This is a genomic window from Sorangium sp. So ce362 (assembly GCF_051519845.1).
Classification (GTDB): domain Bacteria; phylum Myxococcota_A; class Polyangia; order Polyangiales; family Polyangiaceae; genus Sorangium.
Genome location: NZ_CP150332.1, coordinates 10244316 through 10269099, shown reverse-complemented (window position 1 = coordinate 10269099; position 24784 = coordinate 10244316). Strand labels below are relative to the sequence as shown.

Here is a 24784-nt window from a genome sequence, read left to right as displayed (position 1 = left end):
TCAGGGCGCGAGGCGCTTCCTGGCGGCGGCGTAGAACTCCTTCCAGAGCCCGGTGCGCCCCTTGGCGACGGTCTCGCAGTACTCGCGGACCGCCTTGAGGTCCTCGCCGCCCTCCTTTGTCACGGCGCCGAGGAGCGAGCGGGAGAGGTCGTCGGCGGTCACCTTCCCGGTGCCGAAGTGCTGCGCGAGGATGCCGCTGTTGAAGAGCACGCTGATGGCCTCCGCGGTCGACAGGACGGAGCCCGGGGCCTTCACCTTTGTCTTGCCGTCCTTCGTGACGCCGGCGCGGAGCTCCTGGAACAGCGTGACGAGCAGCTTGGCCAGCTCGGCCGGCGGCTCCACGCCGACCTGGTAGTCGCCGCGGAGCTCGGCCTCGCGCTTCTGCACGATGCGGATCTCCTGCTCGAGGTCGTCGACGACCGGGACGGTGATGAAGTTGAAGCGGCGCTTGAGGGCGGCGCTCATCTCGTTGACGCCGCGGTCGCGGGTGTTGGCGGTGGCGATGAGGTTGAAGCCGCGCTGGGCGGAGGCCACCTGGTCGAGCTCCGGGACGGCGATCTGCTTCTCGGACAGGATGGAGATCAGCGCGTCCTGGATCTCCGGCGAGGTGCGGGTGATCTCCTCGAAGCGCGCGAACCGCCCGTCGCGCATGGCGCGGAGGATGGGCGAGGGGACGAGCGCCTTCTGCGACGGCCCTTCGGCGAGGAGGAGGGCGTAGTTCCAGCCGTATTTGACGTGCTCCTCGCTGGTGCCCGCGGTCCCCTGGACGACGAGCGCGCTCGTGCCGCTGATGGCCGCCGAGAGGTGCTCGGAGAGCCAGCTCTTCGCGGTGCCCGGCTCGCCGACGAGCATCAGGGCGCGGTCGGAGGCGAGGGTCGCGAGGGCGACCTGCACGAGGGCGCGATCGCCGATGTACTTGGGGGTGATCGCGACGCCGCCGACGGGCTTGTCGCTCCCGAGGATGTAGGTCTCCACGGCCCTCGGCGAGAGGCGCCACCCGGGCGGCCTCGGCGCGGTGTCCTCGGCGGCGAGGGCGGCGAGCTCGTGTTCGTACTTTGTCTCGGCGGGCTGGCGGAGGTCGCTCATGGGGCCGGGAGAGGCTACCGCAGATCGGGGCGGCGCGGGGGGGCGCGGCGGGAGGGCGGCCAGGGCGGCGTGGGGGTCGACCGAGGGACCAGGCCACCTCCAGCAGCGGTTCGATAGATGCTCGGAGCCACCTGTGGAACAACGCGATGCCGGGAAAGCGGGCGTCATGGCCGTCTCCGCGCTTCGTGCAGCGTCGGGCTGGGCGCCCTCTGCTTACGATCGAGCCGAGTGCTTGCTGCAAGTGTCATGGACACCGGCAGGGCGGCGCCCGCGGAGCCGCTTCCGAATCATCGTGTCCCCCGCACAGGCGAAACTGTCGCGATCGTGAAGGCCTGGCTTGTGAGACGAGACGGTGGCTTTGGTGGCCTGATGCTTCATGACTCCTTTGGAGAGATGTGGCAGCGTCTGTGACGCCGGTCTCGGATGGAGCTACGAAAAGCCTTCCGACACGTGGGTGACGTACCCGAAGTTGGAACGCCTGCTGCCAGCGAAGGTGGTTGCTCGTCCAAAAGGGGGGAAGTCGTGGTGCTACAAAATTCCGAACACGACGGCGCGCTCGGAGGCGAGCGTCGCGCGTGCGACAGGGGGCCCGTCGCTCGGCGCGCGCTCCCGATCTGTCAATATGTGTCAAAGTGAGTCAACCGGCGAGCGGTCCGATCTCGCCGAGCTGTGTGCTCCGGGCCCTTGCTCCACGCTGGCGCATCTCGTGGGCAGCGCCAGATCGAGTGCGGCGGCGTGATCGCGATCCCCTGGGGCAGACGAGCACGCAGTTTGCAGTGACCGCGCTCGAGGGCGGCTCCCCACTTCCGGACGGATCCGCCACTCATTGGAAAGATGAGGATCATGAAAGCACATCGACTCGCCTGGGTCGCACTCTTGCTGGTCGCCGCACAGATTCCGTTCGTCACCGCCTGCTCGGGCGCAGTCGACGGCTCGGGCGATCCCGAGCCGGATACCGGGACCGAGCCCTCCGGCGAAGGCGGCGGCGACGTGAGCGCGCCCGAGACAGCGCCCGACCTGTTCGCATGCGGCCTTGAGCCGAGCTGTGACAAGATCTCGCGGCACCTCGCCGCGGAACCACGAGATGCGCTCGAGTGTGCGGCCAGGCTCCTGCTTTCGGGCGGCACGGGCGTCCTCGAGGCGCTCGATACCCCCGGACCGTACATCGACGAGACAGAGTCGCTCATCGTGGTGCTGGGCGACGGCACCGCGCTCGTGCAGACCCGCGAGAGGCACTGCGGAGCCCCCGACGAACCGCCCTGCCAGGCCGACACGTGGGAGGCGCCGTCTCCGCATCAGATCTGTGATGTCGAGATCCCTGCGTCCATGGAAGAAGCGTGCGAGGAAGACTCCGAGGAGGGGTGTGTCTGGGTGCCGTGGTCAGGGCTGAGCAACTGCCAGGCCGTGGACGACGCCACGTGCACCGACATCGCTGACCGGCTCGCACCGAGGTGATCGCCCGCCTTCCCGCCTTCCCGCCTTCATGTTCAAATTAGGCCACCACCCGGGAGAGGCTACCGCAGAACGGGGAGGCGGGAGAGCGCGGCGAGGAGCGCCAGGGGCGGAGCGCGGGAGCGCCGCGGGCGAGCGCGGGAGCGCCGGACCTGCGGCCGCGAGCTCCGAGCTGGCGCTACAGGCAACCGCTGGGCACGCTGCCCCAGTGGCTCTTGGCGACGACGAAGCCGTCCGGGCCCGACGTCGCGTGCGAGCCGCACAGGCCGTCGGCGTCGGAGATCACGGAGTCGATGCCGATGCCATACTCCCAGTATTTGACCTCGAGGCTCGAGTCGTGGGTCGAGCCGCTTCGCTCCGGAATGGAGGGGACGAGAATGGCGCTCGACTCGAAGAACTCGAAGCCCGCGATGGAAATCGAGAGCGTCACGTTTCGCACCTGGCCGACGCAGGTCGTCCTGCACGTGGGGTAGCCGACGGAGCTCTCTTTCGTGAAACCCGAAGGGCAGCCGGCCGAATAATAGCAGGAGCCGTTGCAGGTGACGGGCAGGGGCCCCGGCAGGTCCACGCACTCGTACTCCCCGGTGCCCTGGAGGGTCTTGCGCTGGGTCTCGAACCCCCCTGACGTCACCGAGGTGCGGCTGCCGAGCTCTCGATACACGAAGTAGTCGTTCTTGAACGATTCGTCCTTCGTGCAGAGGCCGCCGTTGCAGAGCGCGGCCGCCGCGACCCCCACCTCGGACTCAGGGTCTTCCAGGAGAAAGCGCTCCCCCGCGATCTCGACCGTGTGGTCGGCGCCCCCCAGCTCGCCTATCAGTTGCGCCTTCGTCAGGGCGATCTCGTCGGGCGAGCCGATCGACACGCCGGCCACCCTGATGATCCGGCCGCCTTCGTCCCGTTCGACCGTCGTGGTGCCCATCTCGAGCTCTTCGGCCCGCTGGGCGACCCACCCGAGGGCGGCGTGTTCGCTCGCGAAGCGCAGCCCGCCGGCAGCCAAGGGCTGGTCGAGAGGGGTGGCGTCGTCCGCGTCGGTCGACTCGGCGCTGCAGCCCATCATGAACGCCGCGGTGAGCAGCGACGCGGCGCGGTACGTTCGACGAGGATGGTTGGTGAGGAGCCGGTGCATTTTGTCGGTCATGGTGCGATCCTTTGTGGCCCCAGGTGTCTGAGGAGACCCATCTTGACGCTGATCCCCCCGGGCCTGACTCGGCGCAGGGCCGTAGGGGTTGAAGCGACTGGGACACCCAGCTGCGCGTCGCGAGACGTCGCCCGGGGATGCCCGCTTGCCCCACGGCCGGCATCTAAACACGCTCCGTGCCACGACGCGCATCGACGGCCGGACCTGGCGAAGTGCTCCGTGGCCGCGGTGCCGAGAGGCGCGAGCGCGGGCCGGCCCTGCGCCAATTGCGCAGGAACCCGCGCAAGCTGAGCAGCGCCTTGCGCAATGCGCAGCGTCCCGGGCCTCGGCACCGGCCTCAGCCGATCCGCGAAGCTAGCCACGTACACCCGCTCTCGTCGCGAGCTCGTACACCTGCGCGGCCCAGGCCAGAACCGCGTGCGCGGCGCGGGCGGCGGGGTCCTTGGCGCCCATCGTGTCCAGGATTGTAAGTACGCGCCGTCGCCCTTCCTCGTCGCCACAGGCCCAACGGTTCATCGCTTCCTCGAGCGGTGAGATGCGGCAGATCGGCGCGCGGTCTTCGGGAGCTTCAGGCTCGCTCTGCCATCCAGGCGTCGCCTCGTCCAGGACCGATCGAGCGAACGCCAGGAGCGCCGTCGCCACCTTGCCTGCTGGAGCGCTGTGGTACGCGTTGAACCCCTCTTCGACGAGCGCCTGCACATGCCCCTTGCTCAACGGAACGACACGCCATTCCATTCGTTGCACCAATGACTTGAGCTTCGATCGCTGGTCCTCGGATTCCACTCATCCTCCGCTTCCCACGCCCGGCAGGGTCGTGTTCAGTGGTGAACGCTCGACGTCCTCCCACTCGGATCCGCGTGCAGGGCTGGAACCGCCCTCTTCGTGCTGTAGCGGGAAGCTCGTCAGGTTGGCAGCGCGACGCGCGAGCTCGGCCCCCGCCCCGGCGCGAGCCGGGAGCGGCGACCGCAGCCGCGGCTCTGGCGGCTGCGGGAGCTTGGCCCGTGGGCTCCCGGCGGCGAGTTCAGGAGATGGCACCACGGGTGGAGGAACATCGAGCGCACGACGGGGTATCGCCGGCGAACCTGGCGGTGCCGACATCGGCGCGGACGGAGCCGCCGGACGCGCCGAGCTCTCGCGCCGGGTGATGGGCTCGCCGAGCTGGATCACCACGGTGTCGTCCGCGTCCGTCCGGTGGTCATCGTGCAGCCGCCACAGGCGCTCCCAGTACCGGGCAGGCGTGGCCGTGAAGGCCTCCAGCTGCGCGGCCAGGCCGGGGGTGATCGCGAGGTCGCTGTTCAGCAGCCGCTCCACCTCCTTCGGGGAGAGCCCCGTGTTGTTCGCCAGTTTCCGCTGCCACGCGGGTGTCGTCGCGCAGAACGATTCGACAACCCGGCCAGGCCGCGGAGCGGGGCGCGCGTGGAGGTCGGTCGTCGCCGCGATGAGCGCGTCGACATGGCAGTCCAGCAGGCGTCGGGTTCGGTCCCGCTCCCGCTCTGCCTTCTCCTTCGCCTCGGCGAGGGCTGACGCCTCGTCCTGATGCGCCTCCTCGCGCGCCTCGCGCAGCCCTCTTTCGCGGCCCAGCGCCTCGCGCGCCGTGACCGCGTAACCGATCGCGACGCAGGCCATCATCGCGAGGACGATCGGCGAGACGAGCCACATAGCCCCCAGCATGTCTTCCATGAACTTTCGCCTCCTGGACGTGACCATTCCTGTACAACGCAAGGCGGATCTCGGCCGCGTGCTGTCCGAAGACATCACCGGCGCCGCCGCCTGCTCACCTGTTGATGGGCAGCCGACGATTCAGCGAAGCTGCCTGACCATCTCCTCGCGCTCCGCGGCGAGCCGCCCGCGCGGGAACTCTCGTGCGTGGGCATCGAGCAGCCGGCGCGCCTCGAGGTCCGCCTCCGCTGTGTGGGCCTCGATGGCCTTTCGGGCCTGGCCGATCAGGCTCCTCTCGCGCGCGCTGATCGTCGGCGGCACGGGCCTCGCCGAGGACGCGGCATGAGGAGCGGTCGTCACCGACGGAGCGGGCGTCGTGTTCACCTCTGCGCCGGGCTGCCCGGCGCTGCGCTCCGCGGGGAGCGGCGCAGGGGCCTGCACGGGGGGCGACGCGGTCGACGTGCCGGCCTCCCCGGGGTGGCGCTCGGCGGGGACCGGCGCAGGAGCCTGCCCCGTCAGCTCGGTCCAACGATCACCGAGGGCAGATCGGACCCACGACTCCAGGGTGGATGAGGAGGTCACCGCAGCGAGGATGGCGCTCATGACCACGACGGTCGCGCCCTGCACCAGGATCCTCCAACTCCAGCGGAACAGAGAGCTGATCCACCCCTCGCGGCGATAAAGCCCGAACGGAACGACGCAGGCGGTCTCGTCCCATCCGCGCGCGCGTCGCTTCGCCTTCCAGCGTTGCGCCGCCACCTCCAGCTGCTTGAGGGCTCGGCGGTGCTGCGTCTTCACGGCGTCCGGGTGAAGACCCAGCTCCGCGGCGATCTGGGCAAGCGGGATCTCCTCGAGGTCGTGCTTGATCAAGACCTCCCGGTACTTCGGGTCGACCCCCTCGATGAGCTCGCGCACCAGGGCCTCCCGCTGCCGCCACAGGAGCAGCTCTTCGGGCGTGGCGCGCTCGTCGTGGAGCTCGGGGCCGTCACACGGCGTCAGCACCTCTCCCCGACGGCGCGCGTTCCGAACATGGTTGCGTGCCTGGTTGGCCGCGATCGTGACGCGGTACGGCGCTGGGTCCCCGCCGGCCTCCATCCGCCGGTCCGCGTCCAGGCCCCGCAACAGCGCGTCCTGCGCGACGTCCTCGGCGTCTCGCGCCGGAACCCCGAAGCGCCTCGCCAGGCGCCGGAAGAGCTCGAAGCTGCTGAAGGTGCCCGCTGGCTTGCCCATGCAAGTAGCACGTCTGAGCGGCCCTCTCGGGGTCAGAAAAGTGACCGGTCTCGGTCGTTTTGGTGGGATAAAGTGGCACGGCCTACCACGTGCGCGCTCGCGCAGCCTCGGTGCCGAGGACCGACGATTCCATTCCCGGAACGCGCTGACTTTTCTCGTGTCAAAGGCGAGCACACGACGATTTCTTCGTCGATTGACGGCGGGCGGCTGGCGCGCCTAGTGTCGCGACATGCGTTGCGTTCCACAGTTGCTCTCGGTGCTGTTGACGCTCGGGGCATCAACGTGCCTTGCTCGCTCGGCGAGCGCTGGGGACAGCTCACTGAAGACGAGGCCGAGCGGCAGTTCGACGGTGAAGGACCATGTTCGCCGTGGCCAGAGGGCGCGCGCAGCGGGGGATTGGACTGCGGCACACGCCGCCTACAAGGCGGCTCTCGAGGCGGCGGATCCGGCGTCCAGCACGGAGCGGGAGCGCGCGGAGCTCGCCGGCGAGCTCGGCATTTGCGAGGTCGCGCTGCGCAAATACCGCGACGCGGCCGAGCACCTGGCCTGGAGCCTCGAGCAGCGTGTGGCGCTGCCGGTGGCGCTGCAGAGACGATTCGAGGATGGTCAGCGCAAGGCAACACCGCACGTCGCGAAGCTCTTGCTCTCCGCCGACCCGCCGGACGCCGAGGTGATCGTCGACAGCGAACCCATCGGCCGCGTCGCGCGCGTCTACATGCTGTTCTTGGAGCCGGGCCAACACATGGTGCGGGGCCGTGCCCCGGGTTGTAAGGACGCGCTGCATACGTTGCGCGCCGTGGCGGGCGCGGAGCACGAGTTCACGTTGCCGTTGGCTTGTGCGGCGGCGAGCAGCGCCAAGGAGGCGAGCAGCGCCAAGGAGACCGCGCCGGCGACGCCGGCCCCCGTCCGCGCTTTGCCCGCTCCGCGCGCGCAGGCCCACCGCCCGTGGGCTTCCTGGCCGGGGACGCTGCGTATCGCCGGCATCGGCCTGACGACGGCGACCGCTTCCGTCGGCGCCCTGTTCATGCTCCGTGCGCGGGCCGCCGACGGCGATCTGGACGACCGCAACCGCAAGCTCGACGCGCTCGGAGCCCCGTCGTGGGCGTGCCGGGAGCCGTCGCCACCTGCAGTGTGCGCCGAGCTGGCGAGCCTCCGGCGACAGCGAGATCAGTTCGCCGCGCTGGGCACGGCGATGGTGGTGGCAGGCGGCGTGTTCGGAGCCGCGACGGTCGCTTCGTTCTTCACGGATTTCTCGTTTCTGCAATCGGAGCCGACGCGCGCCCGCGTCGCGCTGTCGCCGGCCGCAACGCCACAGCACATCGGTCTGGTGGCGTACGGGGCGTGGTGACCCGAGGAGCCAAGGACATGCGTTTTCTCCGGTGGCGAACCGTGTTGCGGCTGTGTGCCTTGGCTGTCTTATCGACGAGCGGCGCGGGGGGGCTCTCCGGCTGCGCGTACGTGGAGGCGTGCGGCGACGAGCGGATGTGTTTCGCACCCCCGCCGTCGCCCTGCGAGGTGCTCGAGCCCGGCGTGGATCGCGTGATGGACGAGTGCGGGGTGTTCGCCAGCGCCAGCGCCGGGGGGGGCGCACCGCGCGCCGGCACGCGGCGTGAGCCGTTCGGCTCGCTGCAACGGGCGATCGTGGAGGCGCAAGCGCGAGGCCTGCGCCACGTCTACGCCTGCGGCGAGATGTTCGAGGAAGAGGTGACCCTGGTCTCGGGTGTCCACCTCTGGGGCAGCCGTCGCTGTGAGGACGATGCCTGGTGGTACGGGCTGTCGGTCGACGGAGCCGAGGCTCGGACCACCATCGCGCCGCCGGCGGGGATCCCGCTGCGGGTCGTCGGGGAGGAGGGCGCGACGTCGGTGATCTACGGCGTGCGGGTCGTCGCGGCGGATGCCTCCGCGGACGATGGCAGATCGTCGATCGCGATGATCTTGAGCCCGGGGGCCAGGGCGATCGTGCGGGACAGCGTGGTCCTCGCCGGCGACGGCAAGGACGGTGAGCCGGGGGAGGACGCGCCGAGCTTCCGCGCGAGCTCCGGCGTGGTGGGGAACGACGGCGCGGACGCCTGCACCGCGGACGCAGCGCTGGGCGCCCTTCCGGTCGTGACCGTGTGCGACGATGGGATCGAGTCGACGGCTGGCTATGGGGGCGTTGGCGCCCTCGAGACGGGCCGCGATGGCGCCGCAGGGCTGCCGGAGCCGGCCGGGAATCCGCCCAACCTCGGCCTGGGTGGCGCCGGCGCGGTCGGCATGGACTGCAAGGATGGCGAGAGCGGAGCAGTCGGCGCGGATGCAGAGCGCGCTGCCGGGGCGCTTGGCGCTGGCCTCCTGGGTCTCGACGGATGGGTCGGCGTCCGCGGAGTGGACGGGAAGCCGGGCGGCGTCGGCCAAGGCGGTGGCGGAGGTGGCGGCGGCAAAGGGCGCGACCCCACCAGGAACGCGTGTCCGACAGGTCGGCCCCAGGCCGGTGCGGCCGGCGGATCGGGGGGAAGCGGCGGCTGCGGTGGCAAGGGGGGCCAGGGGGGCGGCTACGGCGGCGCGAGCATGGCGATCGTGGCCTTGCAGGGGAGCGCCCTCACGGTCGATGCCAGCACGGTCCTCGGGGCCAAGGGCGGCGATGGCGGGGTCGGCGGAACGGGCCAGTGGGGAGGCTTTGGCGTTGACGGCGGTCTCGGGGGCCACGGTCTTTTGACCGCGACGTCGCGCGGGTGCCGCGGCGGCCTTGGCGGCGACGGCGGCCGCGGGGGCGATGCCGGCGGCGGTCTCGGTGGCCACTCGCTCGGCATCGGCTCCGTGGGCGCCTCCGTGGCCATCTTGGAGAGTGCGACGGTCTCGCCCGGACAAGCCGGCATCGGGGGGCTCGGCGCCAATGCATCCGCCGAACTTACGCCTGGCCAGGGGCGAGAGGGGATTGCGCTGTTCTGGTACCGGTTCGATGCGCCAGATCCGGAGCCGCCTCAATGAACCGCCCCGTGCAGGCGCCACACGCCAGGAGACGCACATGAGAAAGAGCACCGCGGCTGCCTTGGTTCTTCTGCTGTCCCCGTGGGCGACCGGTTGCGGAACTGCGCCCGGCGTGAACGACCCTGGCGTGACGCCTTGTGAAGGCACCGCGTGCGAGGACGAGCCACCTCCGGAGTCGGTCTGCGTGAAGCACGTCGCCGCCGACATCCTCGACGACGGCTGCGGCGTGTTCCTCGCCGGAAACGTCGGTGGCGGCGACGACAGGAACCCCGGTACGAAGGCGAAGCCGGTGTACACCGTCGCGCGCGCCATCGAGCTCGCGCGCGCTGGACGAGGGCGCGTGTTCCTCTGCAACGAGGGATTCATCGTGGATCAGATCCGGGTGCCCTCCGGCGTGGATCTCCTCGGGGGCTTCCACTGCCAGAAATGGGAGCGCGATCCCCTGCGCCCGTGGACCCTGTTCAATGTCCTGCCGTTCGAGGGCCCCCTGGTGATCGTCGAGCCCGCGGGCCCCGAGGACAGCGGCGCCGCGGATGGGGTGTCGACGCTCGCCGACCTTCACTTCACCTCGTGGGGCCCGACCAGCGTGCTCGCTCAGTCCAACACGGCAGTGGAGATCCTGCGGAGCGAGATCGGCGCGGGCGGTGCATTGGGAGGCCCCGATGGCGAGCAGTGGCCGACCCATCAACCGGACGGACCGGATGGCAATTTCGCTGGCGACCCGTGCTCGGCGACCCTCGTCCCCGGCGGACCTGCGGCGGTGAACCCGTGCGAGAGCGGGCACACGAGCATCGGTGGCAAGGGAGGGGATGGGCTGCCGGACAGCGCCGGAGATGGAGGCGAGGGCGAGCCCGCCTACGCTCCCCCCGCGCGCGGCGGTAACGGGGAGCGAGACAACCTCAGTTGCGACAGCGGATTCACTGGGGGCCCCGGGGCTCCAGGAACACAGGGCGCGCCCGGCGAGGGCATCGGGCGCCTCACCGAGGGAGGGTGGGTGGGCGACACGGGGGGCGAGGGGACGTGGGGCACCCCGGGCCAGGGCGGCGGCGGCGGCGGCGGTCGCCGGGGCGGGCTCGCCGTGTGCGGCGCGGCTTCCAAGGGAGGCGGAGGAGGAGGCTCGGGCGGTGCCGGCGGCTGCGGAGGCCGGGGGGGCCGAGGGGGAGCGAACGGACATGCGACCATCGGCGTCCTCGCGCTCCACGCCCGGTTGACCGTACGCGACAGCGTGATCACGACGGTCTCCGGTGGCTCTGGCGGCGACGGCGGGCCGCCCCAGGAAGGCGGTCGAGGCGGTCGAGGCGCACCGGGCGCCGCCGACGTGGACGTCGTCCAGGGCTGCCGGGGCGGCCGGGGCGGCCAAGGAGGGCACGGCGGCTACGGCGGCCCTGGGCGCGGCGGCGACTCGATCGGCGTCGCCTACCTCGACGAGGGCCAGCTCACGCTCGAGGGCGTCACCTTCGAGATCGGACGGCCGGGCAAGGGGGGCACGAGCTGGAACCACGATAGCAGCACGGCGGTGGGAGAGAGCGGCGAGGCCCACGAGACGCTTCGCTTTCCCGAATAGCCGCAGTCACGCCCCGGGAGGACGGCACGGATCTCCACGACGGCTACGAGGAGGCTCCCGGATCTGCGTCCACGAGCCAGCTATCCAGGAAGCTGGAGGCCCAGCCGATCATGGCTGAGGGCGGCGCGCCCCCACCGTCCCACGAAGCGACCAGCGCTTCGAGCTCGCGCGTGGCGGCTTCGAGCTCACGCTTCGCAGCGATGCCGCGGGCAGTCTTCGGCGGCTCGATGCGCAGCCGGATCCTCGCAAGCACGTCCAGCACCTCCTCTTTGCGAAGGATCCCATCGGTCCGCACCACGCAGTAACAAGAACCGCTCTGCACCTCCGGCGTCAGAGTCCACAAGATGTGATAGAGCGCCGCAAGCACGCTGAGCACCGCGACAAGCGACTCCGTCAGGTTGCTCGCCTCGACGCCTATGCCGGGTGCCGGCACGTCGAACGGCAATGGATTCACCCACGCATGCTGCTCTGAAAACAGGCAATCGTAGAGCCTAACCTCGCCGGGAAGCCCCAGGCCCGCTGTCACATCCGGCACGAGCACGGTCCCGATCTCCGGCGGCATGCGCTCACAACCGAAGGTCGCTTCGATGTCGCGGGAAATCCACTCCGCATACGGCAGCTCCTCGGGCAATAGATCGAAGCTGGCGTATCCTTTGCTGATGGTGACGAACCTTTGCCTGTCGTCGGGACGCAGCACAAACCTCGGATCGAAGGGGCTTCGCGGAACGATAAAACGCACGTCTCGGAATTCGACCACGAACAAGTCCCTTGTCTGTTTCACGATGTCGATCGTGCGCGAGCTATGGACGATGTAGTATGGAGCCAGAAAACTCACTTCGAACCACAGCGTTCCACCGGTGACCTTTGACAGATCGATCGTGAACGAATAACAGCCGTCGCAACCGCCAGCGGGCAGATGCAGCGACTGGTTCATGAGCATGGCAGGGAATCGTTCTTCGATGCGACGCCGCATCGAGTGCCAGCGCTCGTCCTTTGAAGCCTCGATCCGCGCGGCCACGAGCCGGGTGTGCTCTTCCGTACCCAAGCAGAGCTGATCGTCGATGTCACCATCCTCGGTGATCCCAACCCCACGGGGATAGTACCGATAGACGATGTCGAGTAGCTCGTCGATGTTGTGTTTCATAGATTCAGAATCATGGAGCCGGTGTGCGTGTGTTGTCATCCAATAGCGGGCGCTGCAACAAGCGGACGGCGGCGCGGATCAGCGCGACGGCGACGAGGAGGCTTCGGGCTCCGAGTCCACGAGCCAACTCGCCAGGAACCTGGAGGCCCAAGCGACCATGGCGGCCGGCGGCTTGCCTTCACCGTCCCACGAAGCGACCAGCGCTTCGAGCTCGCGGATGGCAGCTTCAAGTTCGCGTTTGGAAGCGATGCCGCGGGGAGTCTTCGGCGGATCCATGAGCTCCCGAATTTGTGCAAGCACCAATAACACCTCCTCTCTGTGCAGGACCCCATCCGCTGTCACCCCCCCGTAAAAAGCTCCCCGCGCTTGAGCTTCCTGTACCTCTGGCGTCAGCGTCCACAAGATGCGGTAGAGCGCCGCGAGCACCTTAAGCACCGCGACGAATCGTCCTGTCAGGTTGCTCGCATCGACCTCTACGCCAGGCGTCCGCACTTCAGACGGCGAAGGCGGCACCCATTCTTGACCGGCCGTGAACAGGCAATCGTAGAGTCTCGCCTCCCCGAGAGTCCGTGGGTTCACCGCCACGTCCGGCACGAGCACGATGCCGACCTCAGGCGGCATGCGTTCACAACCGAATGTCGCTTCAATGTCGCGGGCGATCCACTCTGCGCACGGCAGCTCGTCGGCCGATAGTTCGAAGTCGATGTACGACTCGTTGAACGTAACACTTTTTAGCCTTTCATCATCGGAATTTGACACGAGCTTCGGATCGCGCGGACTTCGTGGAACGAAGAAATTGATGCCGCCAAAGACAACCCTAAATCTCTCTGGCCGCTTCACAAACTGGACCAAGCGATAACAATAGACGAGATAATAAGGAACGATGAAGCTAATTTTAAACCACAGCGTTCGGTCGTCGGCTGTGTCTGGTAGAGAAAACGAAAAGGAGTAGGAGGCGTCCAAGGACCCCGTAGGCAGGTGCAACGAGTCGTTCGTAACAATGCTAGAGGGAAATCGTTCTTTGATCCGATGCAACAAGGCAGGCCAACGTTCGTCCGTGGCCGCGCGCCGCCGCGCGGCCACCATACGGACGTACTCCTCGGTTTCCTTGTAGCGCTGAATGTCGGCTTGCTCGATGACATCAGTTCCACGTGGGTAATATCTGTAGATGACGTCCAGCAGCTCTCTAACACTGTGCTTCATAGCCGTACCGCCTCCGCCTTGAGTTCGGGCGTGAACGCCCTCCTCCGTCTCCGTCCAATCCCTGCCTCCGTCCGACCTCGGGGGTGTCCAGGGAAGCGGGGGAGGATCAGTTCATAAGCCTGGTACCGAGGCCCTTGTAATCTTCAGCCTTCTCGAACCGGTGGCGCATCTCTGCCTTGAATTTATCGCAGAATATACCAGGCGGAAGATCGGTAAGCCCTTCTTCGTAAAACTTTGCAGCTATCCGGTTCACCAGATCGGAACTAATGAGCGCTGCCCTCTCCGCCGAGATCTCCCCCCAAGCCACAGTTCGCAATGGCATCCCGATGTGAACCATGCACGCGTCGACGCCTCGGCCACCTCGTCTGAACACTAGCCCGGCCTTCGCCTCCTGCCAACCGCCCGCTACGGTCCCGTCGTCGGCTACGATCGTAACAAACTGAAACATCGACGGTTCGAACACCGAAATAATGTTGCAACCCATTTGCGGAGCGCCGCTCTGCTGGCAGGGATCTGGCGGGCTCTCCGGGCTAGCTGTCGGCCTCTCCGAACTGTCGCTCGGGCTTTCCTCTTCGTCTTCGTCCTCCGTTTTGTTGCACTGGATCTTCTCCTTGTCGCCATCCTGGGGGCCATCCGGCGGCGCAGCCCCGAAGTCCCCCGATGCGCCGGAGCTGAAGATGGGAACGGGCGGCCCGACTGGACCGCCTGCACCTTCACCCTTCTCCCACTCCTCACGGGGATAGCAGTCTCCTACCGTCCAGTTGCATGCCGTTAGCGTGCAGATGGCGATACCCACAATCATCAGCAGAATTCTTTTTGCGTTCATTTTATGCTCCATCGAAGCACGGGACCGACGGCAACAAGCACCGACGCGTAGCCTGGGAGCACAAGGCTGCTCCCGCCGACCCAATCCACATTGGCGCTCACCGACACGCCGAGCGGTCCTGCGACGTACGCGTTGGTTTGCGCATGCGCCCCCAGCGCCATCCCGGCAACGTGCCCACACAATGTACTTCCGCAAGCCGGCATGAAGTAGATCGCTACCGATGGGCCAGCGCTAAAATCGCCATTCTTTCAGCCAAATCCGAGAGCAGCGATGGCGCTATTGTAGACACCAGTCCCACCTGTCTGGATTGGGGGCACGACGCTGAGCAGATCGTGAACCTTTAATAGAATGTTGCCGTTGATGCGCCACGATATTCCCGCATGCGGACTCACCGCGAGGCGCGTCGCGGTGCCAGCCTGGATCCCCCCGAAGCTAATTCCGGCGCTCACCTCGGATGCGTCTGCCTGCGTCGGAACGACACTGAGCAGGAGAGCGAACACTGCCGACGAGATCTGCCGGTCTGTCGTCGTCATCGTCTCCCTCCCCTTCTTCCGAAACCCGCGAGCAACGTGGCGACGCTGGCCATTCTTCGGATGACAGGATCGGGCGTCAAACGGAATCTAGGCGAGAACACCACCACGGACGTGGGTCGTACCGTCCAGAGCGTGCGCCAGTGCGCATCTGCCCGCGCGGCTCGAGTGTTCGTCCACCTGCTGCACCGGCTGCCGGTCCAGCTCGCCGTGAGAGCGCGCTAGCCGCCGCGCGGCTTGGGCTGCACGACGTCGCCTGCGAGCGCGACCCGACGCGCGCCGCGCGCACACCGAGCCTTCACGCGGGGGACAGCGCCCCTCCTTGAAGAACACGGGGAGCGAGGGAACCTGGGGGACGCCGGGCCAGGGCGGCGGCGGCGGTCGCTGGGGCGGGATCGCCCTGTGCGACGCGGCCTCCAAGGGAGGCCCAGGAGGAGGCTCGGGCGGGGCCGGCGGTTGCGGAGGCCGCGGGGGAGCGAACGGACATGCAACCGTCGGCGTCCTCGCGCTTCACGCCCGGGTGACCGTGCGCGACAGCGAGATCACGACGGCCCACGGCGGCAAGGGCGGCGACGGCGGGCCACCCCAGGCGGCATCGCGCTCCAGGACGAGCCGGCCTTCGAGGCGACGCGGAGCGTGTCGTGGGTCGCGTCGACGTAGAACACGTGGGGCGCCTGAAAGCCGAAGCGGGTCTCGGCGTAGCTCACCGGGCCCGCGCCGGAGACGATAACGTGCTTGTCGTGAGCGCGGCTTGACGCCGCATCTCCTCGCAGGGGATCCTGCCTTCTGCCCGGCAAAGGAAGGTTGCGCCGACCATGGCGCAACGGCGGAGCGGCCGGACGGGAGGCAGCGGGTCATGAGGCGCAAGAGCCGTGGACAAGGCACGTGGGTCGGGGTCATCGTCGCGGTCGTCCTCGCCGGTAGTTGCGCAGCCGCATGCGGCGCCGATCCGGAAGACGACCCTCCCGGCGAGGGGGGCAGCGGCGGGGCGGGCGGCGGCGGGGCCGGCGGGGATGCGACGGGCGGCGGCGGGGCCGGGACGGGCGGTGAGGGCGCCGGGGCGCCGGCTGGGCCTCGGAGCTGCGGCTCAGGAGAGCTGGCGAGCGAGGTGCTGTGCGGATCCGAGAGCATCAGCTGCTGCGACAGCAGGCTTGTTCCAGGCGGCACGTCCCAGCAGACGACGGTGAGCAGCCTTCTCCTGGACACGTACGAGGTGACGGTGGGGCGATTTCGCGCGTTCGTCGAGGCCGGACAAGGAACGCGGGCGAGCGCACCCGAGGCCGACGCGGGGCAGCTCCCGAAGATCCCGGGGAGCGGCTGGTCTGCCGACTGGAAGGGCTGGCTCGAGGAGGACACCGCGGCGCTCAAGGCCGCGCTCCGCTGCCGTTCGGAGTACGAGCGGCCGACGTGGACCGATGAGGTCGGGCCCAACGAGGACCTGCCCATCAACTGCATCACGTGGCCAGAGGCCTTCGCGTTCTGCGTGTGGGACGGGGGGCGCCTCCCCACAACGGCGGAGCTGAACTACGCGGCAGCCGGCGGCGACGAGGAGCGGGAATACCCGTGGGGCGAGGGGCTCGACCCGAGCTACGCGAGCTACGCCTGCAGCGGCGATGGGAGCCCCGCGGGCGAGTGCGCGCAGAGCGACATCCTCCCTGTCGGATCGAAGCCGGCGGGAGCAGGGCGATGGGGACAGCAGGATCTCAGCGGAAACATGACGGAGTTCACGCGGGACTGGTCGGGCCAGCTCCCGGTTCCGTGCGTCGACTGTGCCATTCTGGAGCAGCCCGGGGAGGGCGCGTACCTGCTGACCCACGGCGGGAACTATCTGCAGGCCGAGGAGCATCAGCATGCGACCAGGACCGGTATCTATCGAAGCCCGGGTCGCGAAGAAGGGGTCGGGGTCCGGTGCGCGAGGAACCCGCCACCTGCGGAGTGAGAGCGCTGATGTGGAGCGTCCGCCCGAGGCAGCGAGGCGAACCACCATGGCCGCTGACGTCGACACATCGAGGCGGCTGAGCGGTGGCAACGCCGCCTCCCTCTCGCCGCGCACCAGCGGTGCCCGAGCGGAGCGTGCGTCGGCCACCTCCGCGCGCCGGTCACGCGGATCTCGAAGTAGTCCATGTACGTGATGTTGCCGGAAAGCTCGAGACCAGCTCCGGTCCGACGTGCTGCGCGTCGCGGGGGGTGAGCCACAGGGGCCGCGGGCGTGGGAGGATCGGTCGTGCCGTCAGGCGGCGGGCCAGGCGCGTGTCTGCTGGATGTGCTGGCGCAGCGCATCCAGGCCGGCGAGCGACATTCCCTCCAGGGCCGCCGCGCGCTCATCGGGCACGGGGGATCCCGGCGCGCGCCCATCCTCGTGGACCTGAGGGGGTCACGATCTGGGGTTTGGTAGAATTTTGAAGGAGCGCCCAGATCCGGACCTGGGGGCTGCGTCGTGGCGCGTGCCCCGGGGGAGGTCGAGACCTCTGGGGCGGGTCCGAGAGGAGGACTCGGCCAGGTCGAGACCTCGGCGGCAGGCGGCAGAGGAGCGTTTTGTCAGGTCGAGACCTCGGCGGCAGGTGGCGGAGGAGGGCTCCGCCAGGTCGAGACCTCGGCGGCAGGCTGGAGACGAGGGGCTGGTCAGGTCGAGGCCTCCGGGGCAGGGGAGAGGCGAGGGCTTGGCGAGATCGAGACCCTGGCGGCTGCGGCGATCGGGTCGACGGTTGAGCCATGGGCGCCGCCAGCCGCCGCGAGCCGGGGGCGCCCTCCGCGGCGGGGCGCGCACCGCGAGCGTCCCCAAGGTCTGGCCGCCGACCGTCGCCGCGGGCGCGCGGAGAGGAAACCGGCGGCTCCTCCACGCATCCACCCCCGGCGCCGCCGCCGCCGCCTCCCGCGCCCCCGACGGCTGGTCAGTTCGTGGCGAATTCTCGCACCTTCACCCCATGGCCATTTCCGGGGTAGGCGTCGTCGTAATGCTCGACGCCATAGACGATCATTCGACCGTTGCCGGCGACGTAGGCGCCGCCACCCGCGCTGAAGTTGCAATAGCGGGTGTTGCCGGTGTTGGCGCTGCGACAGAAGACGTTCGCGTTCGCGACCTTGGTGAAGGTGGGGTTGTAGTTGCCGTCTGTCGACAGCGTCACCTGCCAGAGGTCCGCCCAGTCATCGCTCCCACTCTGGTTGTGCGTCCCCAGCGCGTAGAGCCGGCCGTCGCAGCGTGTGACGAGCTGGATGTTCTGATAGGATGGGAAGTTGCCGGGCGTCGTCTCCCGCCATTTCGACGTCCAGAACGACGAGGTCAGCGACATCGTGGTGCCATTGGACACGAACACCTCCACGTCGTTCGCGCCGTAGCCGAAGACCATCGTCATGTAGGTCCCGTCGTTGAGCCGCGTCATCGCCACGCTCCCCGCTTCCTTCTTGTCCCCGCGCTGGCGGGTGATGAGGGGGCCCCGCGTCGGGCTCGCCGGATTGGCGAGATCTGCCACCAGAAAACCTGCGTTGTTATCGTTGCTGATATCCTCCAGCGCGACCGCGGCGTAGCGGCCGAGGACTTGAAGCCCGCCTGCGTGATCGCGCAGGTCAGGATAGGGATAGCCTGTGTGGCTCACGACGTGATCCGCGCAGTTGGGCGCGGTGGTGGGTGTCACCCCGCCGGATCCAAGGGCCGCGTTTCCGACCCGCGAGCCCATCTCGACCACCTCGAAGCCCGCCTCGACGCCGTCGCGCGTCGAGGCGCTGACGAGGAGATAGTTCTTCCCGTCCCGGTGGAGCCGCTGGATTCCCTGCCGGTGGATGAGCTCGCCGTCGTGGTTCGTCGGCGCGGGGACCCCGCAGGCGGACTTGCCACTGCGGTACGCGACGACGTAGTTCGGATTGAGGGCGAGCGCGACGTCGATGTCATAAACGGGATCGAGCGCGCATCGGTTCGCCTCGTCCGTGGGCGCGGAGACAACATAGCCGGGGTGGGTCCCGCTGATGGCGGCAGGGAACAGCGCTGCAGTCGCTGCTTCTGCGCTCTCGACCTCGATCACGTCCTCCGGCGCCGTGCCGTCGGGCGCGACGCAGGCGACGAGGGCGCCGCCGAGCGCGGCGAGGAGGCCCAGTTTCGCCAGCTCGTTGGGAGCACATGCCGTCTTGCGGTAGAACATTTCGGTTTCCTGCATGGTGGGTAGAGCAGAGGTGGTGCCGGTCGCCCGTCACGGGTCGTTGGTTCAAGCTGACAGAGCAAGTCGTGTGCCGCGCCAGCGCGAGAGCGCGGCGGCAAGGCTCAAGTGGCTGCCTGACGTGGGACGCGAAGGAGGGGGCTGCGCAAGAGCTCACTCAGGTTGCGCGAGGATCCGCTCAACTGAGAAGACTCGGTGCCATCGGCGAGCCGCTGCACCCCGGTGGACGCAAGGAGTTCCGCCCCGGCGGTGCGCGACGCTCGGCCGGGGCGTCTCCCGCCGCCTCGGCTTCGATGGCGGCGCGCCGGTCACCCCCGCGCGCCGGCTACTTCCGCGCGCCGGTCACGCGGATCTCGCGGAGGCGCGCCCGCGCCGCCGCGTAGTACGGCTCGATCTCCTTCGCCGCCGGCGTCCCCCAGAGGTTCTTCCGCTCCTCCGGGTCGCCCGCCAGGTCGTAGAGCTCGAACCGGGCGCCGCCCGAGATCGTCAGCTTCATGTCGCCGCGGAGGAACGACCGCCGCGCGTCGTTGTACGGCCCGGCCGGCATGTCGATCAGCACGTCGCGCGCCGCGGCCTGCTCGCCGGGGGCGAGGAACACGTCGGGCAGGAGCGACGCGCCGGACAGGAAGTCGGTCGCCGGCGCGCCCTCGGCCGGGCCAGGGACCCGCGTCACGTCGAGCAGCGTCGGCGCGACGTCGATGAGGCTGCGCCGCGCCGAGACCCGCGACGGCGCCGCGCCCGGCACATGGACGAGCAGCGGCACGCGCACGAGCTCCTCCCACAGCTCGAAGCCGTGGCGGAACATCTTGTGCTCGCCGAACGCCTCGCCGTGATCGCTCGTCACGACGATCGCCGTGCGCCCGCCGAAGGGCGCCGCCGCGATCGCGTCGAGCAGCCGGCCGATGTGCCTGTCCGTGAACGCCACCTCGCCGTCGTAGAGGTCCCGCTGCGACGCCGCGCCGAAGTCGGGCACGTCCTTGTGCCGGAGATAGTCGGCGTGCGGGTCGAGGTAATGGACCCACAGGAAGAAGCGCCCGCCCGTGTTCTCGGGCGACCCGAGCAGCCGCAGCGCCGCGTCGGTCAGCGCGGGGCTCGTCGCCTTGTTGTCGACGTCCCACGGCGCCCCCTCGGGCGGCGCCGCGGACATGTCCACCACGTCAAAGCCGCGATCGAGCCCGCCGAAGCTGCCGAAATAGCGGTGCCCGTGCACGCTCATCGTGCGCACCCCCGCCCCCTTCAGGCGCTCGGCGACGAACGTGTCCTCCTCGCCGAACTTGTTGAAATGACCCCAGTTTCTGTGGGTCTCGCTCCCGTACTTGCCGATGAGCATCGGGCCGATGCTCTTGCCCGTGTACGACGCGAGCGCGTACGCGCGCTCGAACACCGTGGAGCGGGCCGCGAGGGCGTCGAGGTTCGGCGACACGGGCCGCGGGTTGCCCGCATAGCCGAGGTCCCAGCGGAGCGTGTCGATCGTGATGAGCACGACGTTCAGGTCCGCCGGCAGGCGCGCCGCGGGCGCCTCGGCGCGCGCGGCCGCCTCCGGGGCGGGGGCGAGCGCGGCGAGGGCCGCGGCCGTCAGATCGCCGCCGGAGCAGTCGTCGTCGATGCCGTTGTCGAGGATCTCCTCGGCCAGCGGGTGGACGCGCGCGTCGCGGTCGTCGCAGTCGCCGCCGCCGAAGAGCGCGGCCGAGCGGTCGCCGTCGCGGTCGGCGAGGCGGCGCAGGATCGCGAGGCTCTTGCCCCCGACGGGCGCGCCGCGCTCGAGCGCCTGGCCCACCGCGGGCTCCGCGTTGAGCGCCGAGGCGGCGCGCGCGGTGAGCGCGAGCGGCAACAGCGCGACGAGGAGCGCGACAGGGGCGCGCACCGTCCGGACGGCGGCCGGCGCGAGGAAGGCGGCGAGCGCGACGACGAGCAGGAGCGCCGGCGCGCGGAGGTCGAGCTCGGGGCGCTTGAAGACGCCGTAGATGCCGAGGAAGCCGCCCTCGCCGGAGACGCCGCCCGTCGCGACCCCGAGCGCGAACAGGGACGCGGCGATCCCGAGCGCGACGCCGCCCGTCACCGCCGGGTCGACGCAGGCCGGCCGCCCGTCGCTGGCGTTGGCGAGCGCGCGCCGGAGCGGCGGCGTCAGGGCGAGGACGGCGAGGCCGGCGATGAGGCCGAGGCCGAGCGAGCCCGCGGCCACGGCGGTGCCGACGAGCAGCGGGGCGGCCTCGAGCCCGAGCACCGCGCGGGCGAGGTGCGCGCACAGGGTCATCCAGAGGAAGGCCGCGAGCACCGCGAGCGGCACGAACGCCGCGATGTCGGCGGGCCGGCCGATCGCCCGCACGCGAAGCGAGCCGACGAGCGTGGCCGGCGACGGCGGGTGCGACGGGTCGACAACGATTGCGCCGAGGCCGCCGAGCAGGCCGACGGCGAGCGCGACCGGCGCGAACACCCCGACGTCGGCGAGGTAGGTCGCGAGCTGGAAGGCGGGGTCGTCGCCGGCGCCGGTCAGGGCCCACCCGGCGTCGAGCGACGCGGCCAGGACGCCGAAGACGCTGGCGCCGAGGGCGCTCCTGGCGAGCCGTCCTGCCCACGCGCGGGCCAGCGTCGGGACCGCGGGCCCCGGCGAGCTGGGGGGGCGCGTCACGCCGGGCTCCGCTTCCGCGCCATGGGGTGGGCGGCGTCGTAGACCTTGAGCAGGTGATCGATCGACACGTGCGTGTACCGCTGCGTGGTGGCGAGCGAGGCGTGCCCGAGCAGCTTCTGGATGGCGCGGAGGTCGGCGCCGCCGTCGAGCAGGTGGGTCGCGCAGGTGTGCCGGAGCGCGTGCGGGTGCAGGTCGGCCCGGCCGGCGCCGAGCGCGCCGTAGCGCTGGACGAGGGCCTGGACGCGGCGCACGCCGATGCGCGCGCCGCGGCGGGACAGGAAGAGCGCGCGGGGGTCGCGGGCGCCGGTCGTCGGATCGGCGAGCTCGTCGCGCCGCTGGAGATAGCGCTCGATGGCGGCGAGGGCGTGGGAGCCCAGCGGGACGATCCGCTCCTTGTCGCCCTTGCCGATGACGCGCGCCGAGGCCCTGTCGGCCGACTGCCGATCGACGTGGGCGAGGTCGAGCCCGCAGAGCTCGGAGACGCGCAGGCCGGCGCCGTAGAGGGTCTCCAGGATGGCGCGGTCGCGGAGCCCTTCGGCCGTCTCGGCGCCGGGGATCTCCATGACCTCGGCGGCGGCGTCGACGTCGAGGAAGGTCGGCAAGGGGCGCCGGACCTTGGGCAGGGCGAGCTGGGCGGCCGCGTTCCTGTCGATCTCGCCGCGCCGCTCCAGGAACCGGAGCAGGGAGCGGGCGGCGCCCACCTTGCGCGCGATCGAGGCGGGCGCGTGGGTGCGCGCGAGCGAGCCAAGCCAGCTGCGCAGGAGGAGCACGTCGAGGTCCTCCACCGCCGTCTCCTCGCTCGCGGCCGTGTCGTCGCGCGCGGCTGGAGCCTTGCGGGCGGCCGCGGTCTTGCTGGCGGCCAGCGCCTTGCCGCGCGCCGGCGCGGGGCGGCGCTCGGCGTTCGCAGCCGCCTTCTCGCGGGCGAAGCGCGCGAGCTGCTCGAGATCGCGCCGGTAGGCGGCCACGGTGTGGCGCGACGCCCGTCGCTCGGCCGTGAGGTAGGTGAGGAAGCGCGCAATCGCCTGCTCCAGCGCGGTCTCGCCGGATCGATCGCCGCTTCGCCGCGCGTGCATCACCGGTTTGCCCTACCACCAGGACGCGGCGGCAGGCAAAGACTCGCCGGCCGTCGAGCTGGAGCGCCGCGCAGCGGGCGCCTGCCCTGCGGGCGGTCTGCGAGGCAAGCCGCTGGCTCGAGGAGGGGGCGGCTGCCCGATCCCGGGGCAGGTGGCGGTCGTGGAGCGCGCCGCGCCGCGGCGATGCACCCGCTCGCCGCGGATCGCGAGGGATACGGCCCGGTGGCGGCCGGACTTGAACATGAAGGCGAGGAGGCGCGAAGAAAAGATCAATAATCTTCCTGTTTTCCCGCCTTCATGGGGATCACTCCGGGGCCAATAGGGCCACCACCCACGGCCCGCCGTGACGAACACGGTCCGGCCCCCGCTTCCACGGTCCAGCCTGCTCGATGAGCTTCAGTGTCGATTCGTGAATTCAATTACCGATCCTCTCCGGGGGTAGCTTGGTCATCGTCTGCGACGGAGGGCAGCGGATCGCGCTCGTGATCCCGATATGTGTGCCGCTTTCGGTGTGGTACGAGGGCTGGCGCGCCGCCAGCGGCGCGTGGGGCGTGAGGAGCATGAAATGACGAATGCAGTCGTGAGCGAGCCGGCCACCGAGGTCCCGCCGAAGCTCTCCTTTGCTCAGACCATCAGGAGCTTGCCGCGCTCCTTCTGGATGGGCTGCACCATGGAAATGTGGGAACGGCTCGCTTATTACGGCGTGCGCGTGGTCATGCCCATCTACATCGCCCAGGCCGACGAGCCAGGAGGGCTCCACTTCAGCCAGCAGGACAAGGGCACCATTTACATGGTCTGGGCCCTCATCCAGTCCCTGCTCCCGATGATCACCGGCGGTTACGCGGACCGGTACGGCTACAAGCGCACGATCTTCATCACGGTCTGGCTGAAGATCATCGGCTATCTGCTGATGGCGACGCAGCGGAGCTTCACCGGCTTTCTGCTCGGCGTGGTCGTCCTCGCGACCGGCACGGCCCTGTTCAAGCCAGGGATCCAGGGCACGCTGGCCCAGTCGATGGACAAGTCGAACTCGTCCGTCGGCTGGGGGCTCTTCTACTGGCTCGTGAACGTGGGCGCGGCGATCGGCCCGCCGCTCGCCGGCTATCTCCACGGGATGGGCTGGCCGTGGGTGTTCTACGGCTGCGCCGCCATCATCTCCCTGAACTTCCTGATGCTGTTCACCTACCGGGAGGTCGACTCCGGCGCCGACAAGACCGCCGATGCGTGGCGGGTCTTCAGGGACACCATCAAGAACATCTGGGACGCGCGGCTCATCACCGTGATCCTGCTGCTCTCGGGGTTCTGGTTGATGATGTACCAGCTCTGGGACCTGATGCCGAACTTCTACACGGACTGGATCAGCAGCACCTCGTTCGTGCAGAACAACCCCTGGCTCCCGTCCTCGTGGCTCGACGTCAAGGATCCGCGCGGGGTGCAGCTGAAGCAGGAGAACGTGCTCAACGTGAACGCGGTGTGCATCGTCCTCCTCCTGGTCCCCTTCTCGTACCTGGTGGCGAGGATGAAGGTGCTCTCGGCGATGACGCTGGGTATCCTCGTCGCCATCGGCGGTATCCTCGTCTCCGGGACCGCGGCGTCGCTCTATGTCCTCTTCCTGGGCATCCTGCTCTTCTCCATCGGAGAGATGCTGACCGGCCCGAAGAAGAGCGAGTATTTCTCGCTCATCGCGCCGAAGGGGAAGAAGGCGCTCTACCTCGGCTACGTGAACATCCCGGCGGCGATCGGCCCGGCGATCGGCGCGCAGATGGCGGGGATCCTGTATGGCACGCGCGGCGAGAAGGCCACGCTGGCCCTGCGCTATCTCGCCGAGAAGACCGATTTCGCCAGCGGGAAGTCCTGGAACGGCGACGTGGCGTCGCTCCCGGAGCTCCTCGGGGTGTCGCGCCAGGAGGCCTTCCGGAAGCTCCAGGAGGTGCTGCAGATCGACGCGACCGAGGCCACGCGCCTGCTCTGGGACACCTATCAGCCCTACGAGATCTGGTACTCGTTCGCGGCGGTCGGGGTCGCGTCGCTCGTGGGGATGCTGCTCTTCTCGCGGCGATCGAGGCGGTGGAAGGACCTCGACGTGTAAAGCGCGGGGGCTGCGCCGTCACGCGCGAGATCGACGCCTCGCTCGT

Annotated in this window: 19 protein-coding genes; 6 read left to right on the top strand and 13 right to left on the bottom strand. The window is 69.5% G+C overall.

Annotated elements, in window-relative coordinates; all coding sequences use genetic code 11:
* Positions 1-1086: an ATP-binding protein gene (locus WMF17_RS39545; protein ID WP_437598610.1), complete on the bottom strand. Its 1086-nt coding sequence runs from the start codon at positions 1084-1086 to the stop codon at positions 1-3.
* Positions 1087-1929: 843 nt separating this feature from the next.
* Between WMF17_RS39545 and WMF17_RS39540 the strand changes: the two genes are divergently transcribed.
* Positions 1930-2541: a hypothetical protein gene (locus WMF17_RS39540; RefSeq protein ID WP_437598609.1), complete on the top strand. Its 612-nt coding sequence runs from the start codon at positions 1930-1932 to the stop codon at positions 2539-2541.
* Positions 2542-2716: 175 nt separating this feature from the next.
* Here WMF17_RS39540 and WMF17_RS39535 read toward each other — a convergent pair whose 3' ends face one another.
* The 4 genes from WMF17_RS39535 to WMF17_RS39520 all read right to left on the bottom strand — a co-directional run bounded on the left by WMF17_RS39535 (position 2717) and on the right by WMF17_RS39520 (position 6565).
* Positions 2717-3676 carry a hypothetical protein gene (locus WMF17_RS39535; RefSeq protein ID WP_437646262.1) on the bottom strand — a complete coding sequence of 320 codons (960 nt, stop codon included), beginning with the start codon at positions 3674-3676 and terminating at the stop codon, positions 2717-2719.
* 354 nt (positions 3677-4030) lie between these two features.
* Entirely contained in the window at positions 4031-4459 is a 429-nt protein-coding gene (locus WMF17_RS39530; RefSeq protein ID WP_437646260.1) for a hypothetical protein, read from the bottom strand.
* The gene (locus tag WMF17_RS39525; protein ID WP_437646259.1) at positions 4460-5356 is read right to left on the bottom strand and encodes a helix-turn-helix transcriptional regulator; all 897 of its coding nucleotides are present in this window, start codon (positions 5354-5356) and stop codon (positions 4460-4462) included.
* 120 nt (positions 5357-5476) lie between these two features.
* Positions 5477-6565 carry a sigma-70 family RNA polymerase sigma factor gene (locus tag WMF17_RS39520; protein WP_437646257.1) on the bottom strand — a complete coding sequence of 363 codons (1089 nt, stop codon included), beginning with the start codon at positions 6563-6565 and terminating at the stop codon, positions 5477-5479.
* 565 nt (positions 6566-7130) lie between these two features.
* Here WMF17_RS39520 and WMF17_RS39515 point away from each other — a divergent pair.
* Genes WMF17_RS39515 through WMF17_RS39505 form a run of 3 tightly spaced genes read left to right on the top strand, consistent with a single transcriptional unit; the run spans position 7131 to position 11096 of the window.
* On the top strand, positions 7131-7913 hold the full coding sequence (locus tag WMF17_RS39515; protein WP_437646255.1) for a PEGA domain-containing protein: 783 nt from the start codon (positions 7131-7133) through the stop codon (positions 7911-7913).
* Between the two features lie 59 nt (positions 7914-7972).
* Positions 7973-9532, top strand: a complete 1560-nt coding sequence (locus WMF17_RS39510; RefSeq protein ID WP_437646253.1) for a hypothetical protein — start codon at positions 7973-7975, stop codon at positions 9530-9532.
* A 37-nt stretch (positions 9533-9569) separates the two neighbouring features.
* A complete protein-coding gene (locus WMF17_RS39505; RefSeq protein ID WP_437646251.1) occupies positions 9570-11096 on the top strand; it encodes a hypothetical protein in 1527 nt (508 codons plus the stop codon).
* A gap of 43 nt (positions 11097-11139) precedes the next feature.
* Here the strand turns inward: WMF17_RS39505 and WMF17_RS39500 are convergent, their stop codons facing one another.
* The 5 genes from WMF17_RS39500 to WMF17_RS39480 form a co-directional block, all read right to left on the bottom strand.
* Positions 11140-12240: a hypothetical protein gene (locus WMF17_RS39500; RefSeq protein ID WP_437646249.1), complete on the bottom strand. Its 1101-nt coding sequence runs from the start codon at positions 12238-12240 to the stop codon at positions 11140-11142.
* Between the two features lie 78 nt (positions 12241-12318).
* Positions 12319-13443 (bottom strand): hypothetical protein, encoded by a 1125-nt coding sequence (locus tag WMF17_RS39495; protein ID WP_437646247.1) that lies wholly within the window; start codon positions 13441-13443, stop codon positions 12319-12321.
* A gap of 106 nt (positions 13444-13549) precedes the next feature.
* Complete coding sequence (locus WMF17_RS39490; protein WP_437646245.1) at positions 13550-14245, bottom strand: hypothetical protein; 696 nt, start codon at positions 14243-14245, stop codon at positions 13550-13552.
* Positions 14246-14517: 272 nt separating this feature from the next.
* Positions 14518-14802, bottom strand: a complete 285-nt coding sequence (locus WMF17_RS39485) for a hypothetical protein (RefSeq protein WP_437646244.1) — start codon at positions 14800-14802, stop codon at positions 14518-14520.
* 539 nt (positions 14803-15341) lie between these two features.
* Entirely contained in the window at positions 15342-15506 is a 165-nt protein-coding gene (locus tag WMF17_RS39480; RefSeq protein ID WP_437646242.1) for a hypothetical protein, read from the bottom strand.
* Between the two features lie 149 nt (positions 15507-15655).
* Here WMF17_RS39480 and WMF17_RS39475 point away from each other — a divergent pair, with 149 nt between their 5' ends.
* The gene (locus WMF17_RS39475) at positions 15656-16738 is read left to right on the top strand and encodes a formylglycine-generating enzyme family protein (protein WP_437646240.1); all 1083 of its coding nucleotides are present in this window, start codon (positions 15656-15658) and stop codon (positions 16736-16738) included.
* A 952-nt stretch (positions 16739-17690) separates the two neighbouring features.
* Here the strand turns inward: WMF17_RS39475 and WMF17_RS39470 are convergent.
* The 3 genes from WMF17_RS39470 to WMF17_RS39460 all read right to left on the bottom strand — a co-directional run bounded on the left by WMF17_RS39470 (position 17691) and on the right by WMF17_RS39460 (position 22649).
* Positions 17691-18947 carry a hypothetical protein gene (locus WMF17_RS39470; protein ID WP_437646238.1) on the bottom strand — a complete coding sequence of 419 codons (1257 nt, stop codon included), beginning with the start codon at positions 18945-18947 and terminating at the stop codon, positions 17691-17693.
* A 325-nt stretch (positions 18948-19272) separates the two neighbouring features.
* The gene (locus WMF17_RS39465; protein ID WP_437646236.1) at positions 19273-21576 is read right to left on the bottom strand and encodes a sulfatase-like hydrolase/transferase; all 2304 of its coding nucleotides are present in this window, start codon (positions 21574-21576) and stop codon (positions 19273-19275) included.
* Entirely contained in the window at positions 21573-22649 is a 1077-nt protein-coding gene (locus tag WMF17_RS39460; RefSeq protein WP_437646234.1) for a tyrosine recombinase XerC, read from the bottom strand. Before WMF17_RS39460 ends, WMF17_RS39465 begins: the two co-directional genes overlap by 4 nt.
* Before the next feature lie 565 nt (positions 22650-23214).
* On the opposite strand from WMF17_RS39460, the gene WMF17_RS39455 reads away from it, so the two are divergent.
* Complete coding sequence (locus WMF17_RS39455) at positions 23215-24738, top strand: MFS transporter (RefSeq protein ID WP_437598601.1); 1524 nt, start codon at positions 23215-23217, stop codon at positions 24736-24738.
* The last annotated feature ends 46 nt before the right edge of the window (positions 24739-24784 follow it).

Excerpts from the sequence above, each read along its gene's own strand:
- WMF17_RS39545 (WP_437598610.1), bottom strand. The coding sequence starts at position 1,086 with ATGAGCGACCTCCGCCAGCCCGCCGAGACAAAGTACGAACACGAGCTC.
- WMF17_RS39540 (WP_437598609.1), top strand. The coding sequence starts at position 1,930 with ATGAAAGCACATCGACTCGCCTGGGTCGCACTCTTGCTGGTCGCCGCA.
- WMF17_RS39535 (WP_437646262.1), bottom strand. The coding sequence starts at position 3,676 with ATGACCGACAAAATGCACCGGCTCCTCACCAACCATCCTCGTCGAACG.
- WMF17_RS39525 (WP_437646259.1), bottom strand. The coding sequence starts at position 5,356 with ATGGAAGACATGCTGGGGGCTATGTGGCTCGTCTCGCCGATCGTCCTC.
- WMF17_RS39520 (WP_437646257.1), bottom strand. The coding sequence starts at position 6,565 with ATGGGCAAGCCAGCGGGCACCTTCAGCAGCTTCGAGCTCTTCCGGCGC.
- WMF17_RS39505 (WP_437646251.1), top strand. The coding sequence starts at position 9,570 with ATGAGAAAGAGCACCGCGGCTGCCTTGGTTCTTCTGCTGTCCCCGTGG.
- WMF17_RS39500 (WP_437646249.1), bottom strand. The coding sequence starts at position 12,240 with ATGAAACACAACATCGACGAGCTACTCGACATCGTCTATCGGTACTAT.
- WMF17_RS39495 (WP_437646247.1), bottom strand. The coding sequence starts at position 13,443 with ATGAAGCACAGTGTTAGAGAGCTGCTGGACGTCATCTACAGATATTAC.
- WMF17_RS39490 (WP_437646245.1), bottom strand. The coding sequence starts at position 14,245 with ATGATTGTGGGTATCGCCATCTGCACGCTAACGGCATGCAACTGGACG.
- WMF17_RS39485 (WP_437646244.1), bottom strand. The coding sequence starts at position 14,802 with ATGACGACGACAGACCGGCAGATCTCGTCGGCAGTGTTCGCTCTCCTG.
- WMF17_RS39475 (WP_437646240.1), top strand. The coding sequence starts at position 15,656 with ATGAGGCGCAAGAGCCGTGGACAAGGCACGTGGGTCGGGGTCATCGTC.
- WMF17_RS39470 (WP_437646238.1), bottom strand. The coding sequence starts at position 18,947 with ATGCAGGAAACCGAAATGTTCTACCGCAAGACGGCATGTGCTCCCAAC.
- WMF17_RS39460 (WP_437646234.1), bottom strand. The coding sequence starts at position 22,649 with ATGCACGCGCGGCGAAGCGGCGATCGATCCGGCGAGACCGCGCTGGAG.
- WMF17_RS39455 (WP_437598601.1), top strand. The coding sequence starts at position 23,215 with ATGACGAATGCAGTCGTGAGCGAGCCGGCCACCGAGGTCCCGCCGAAG.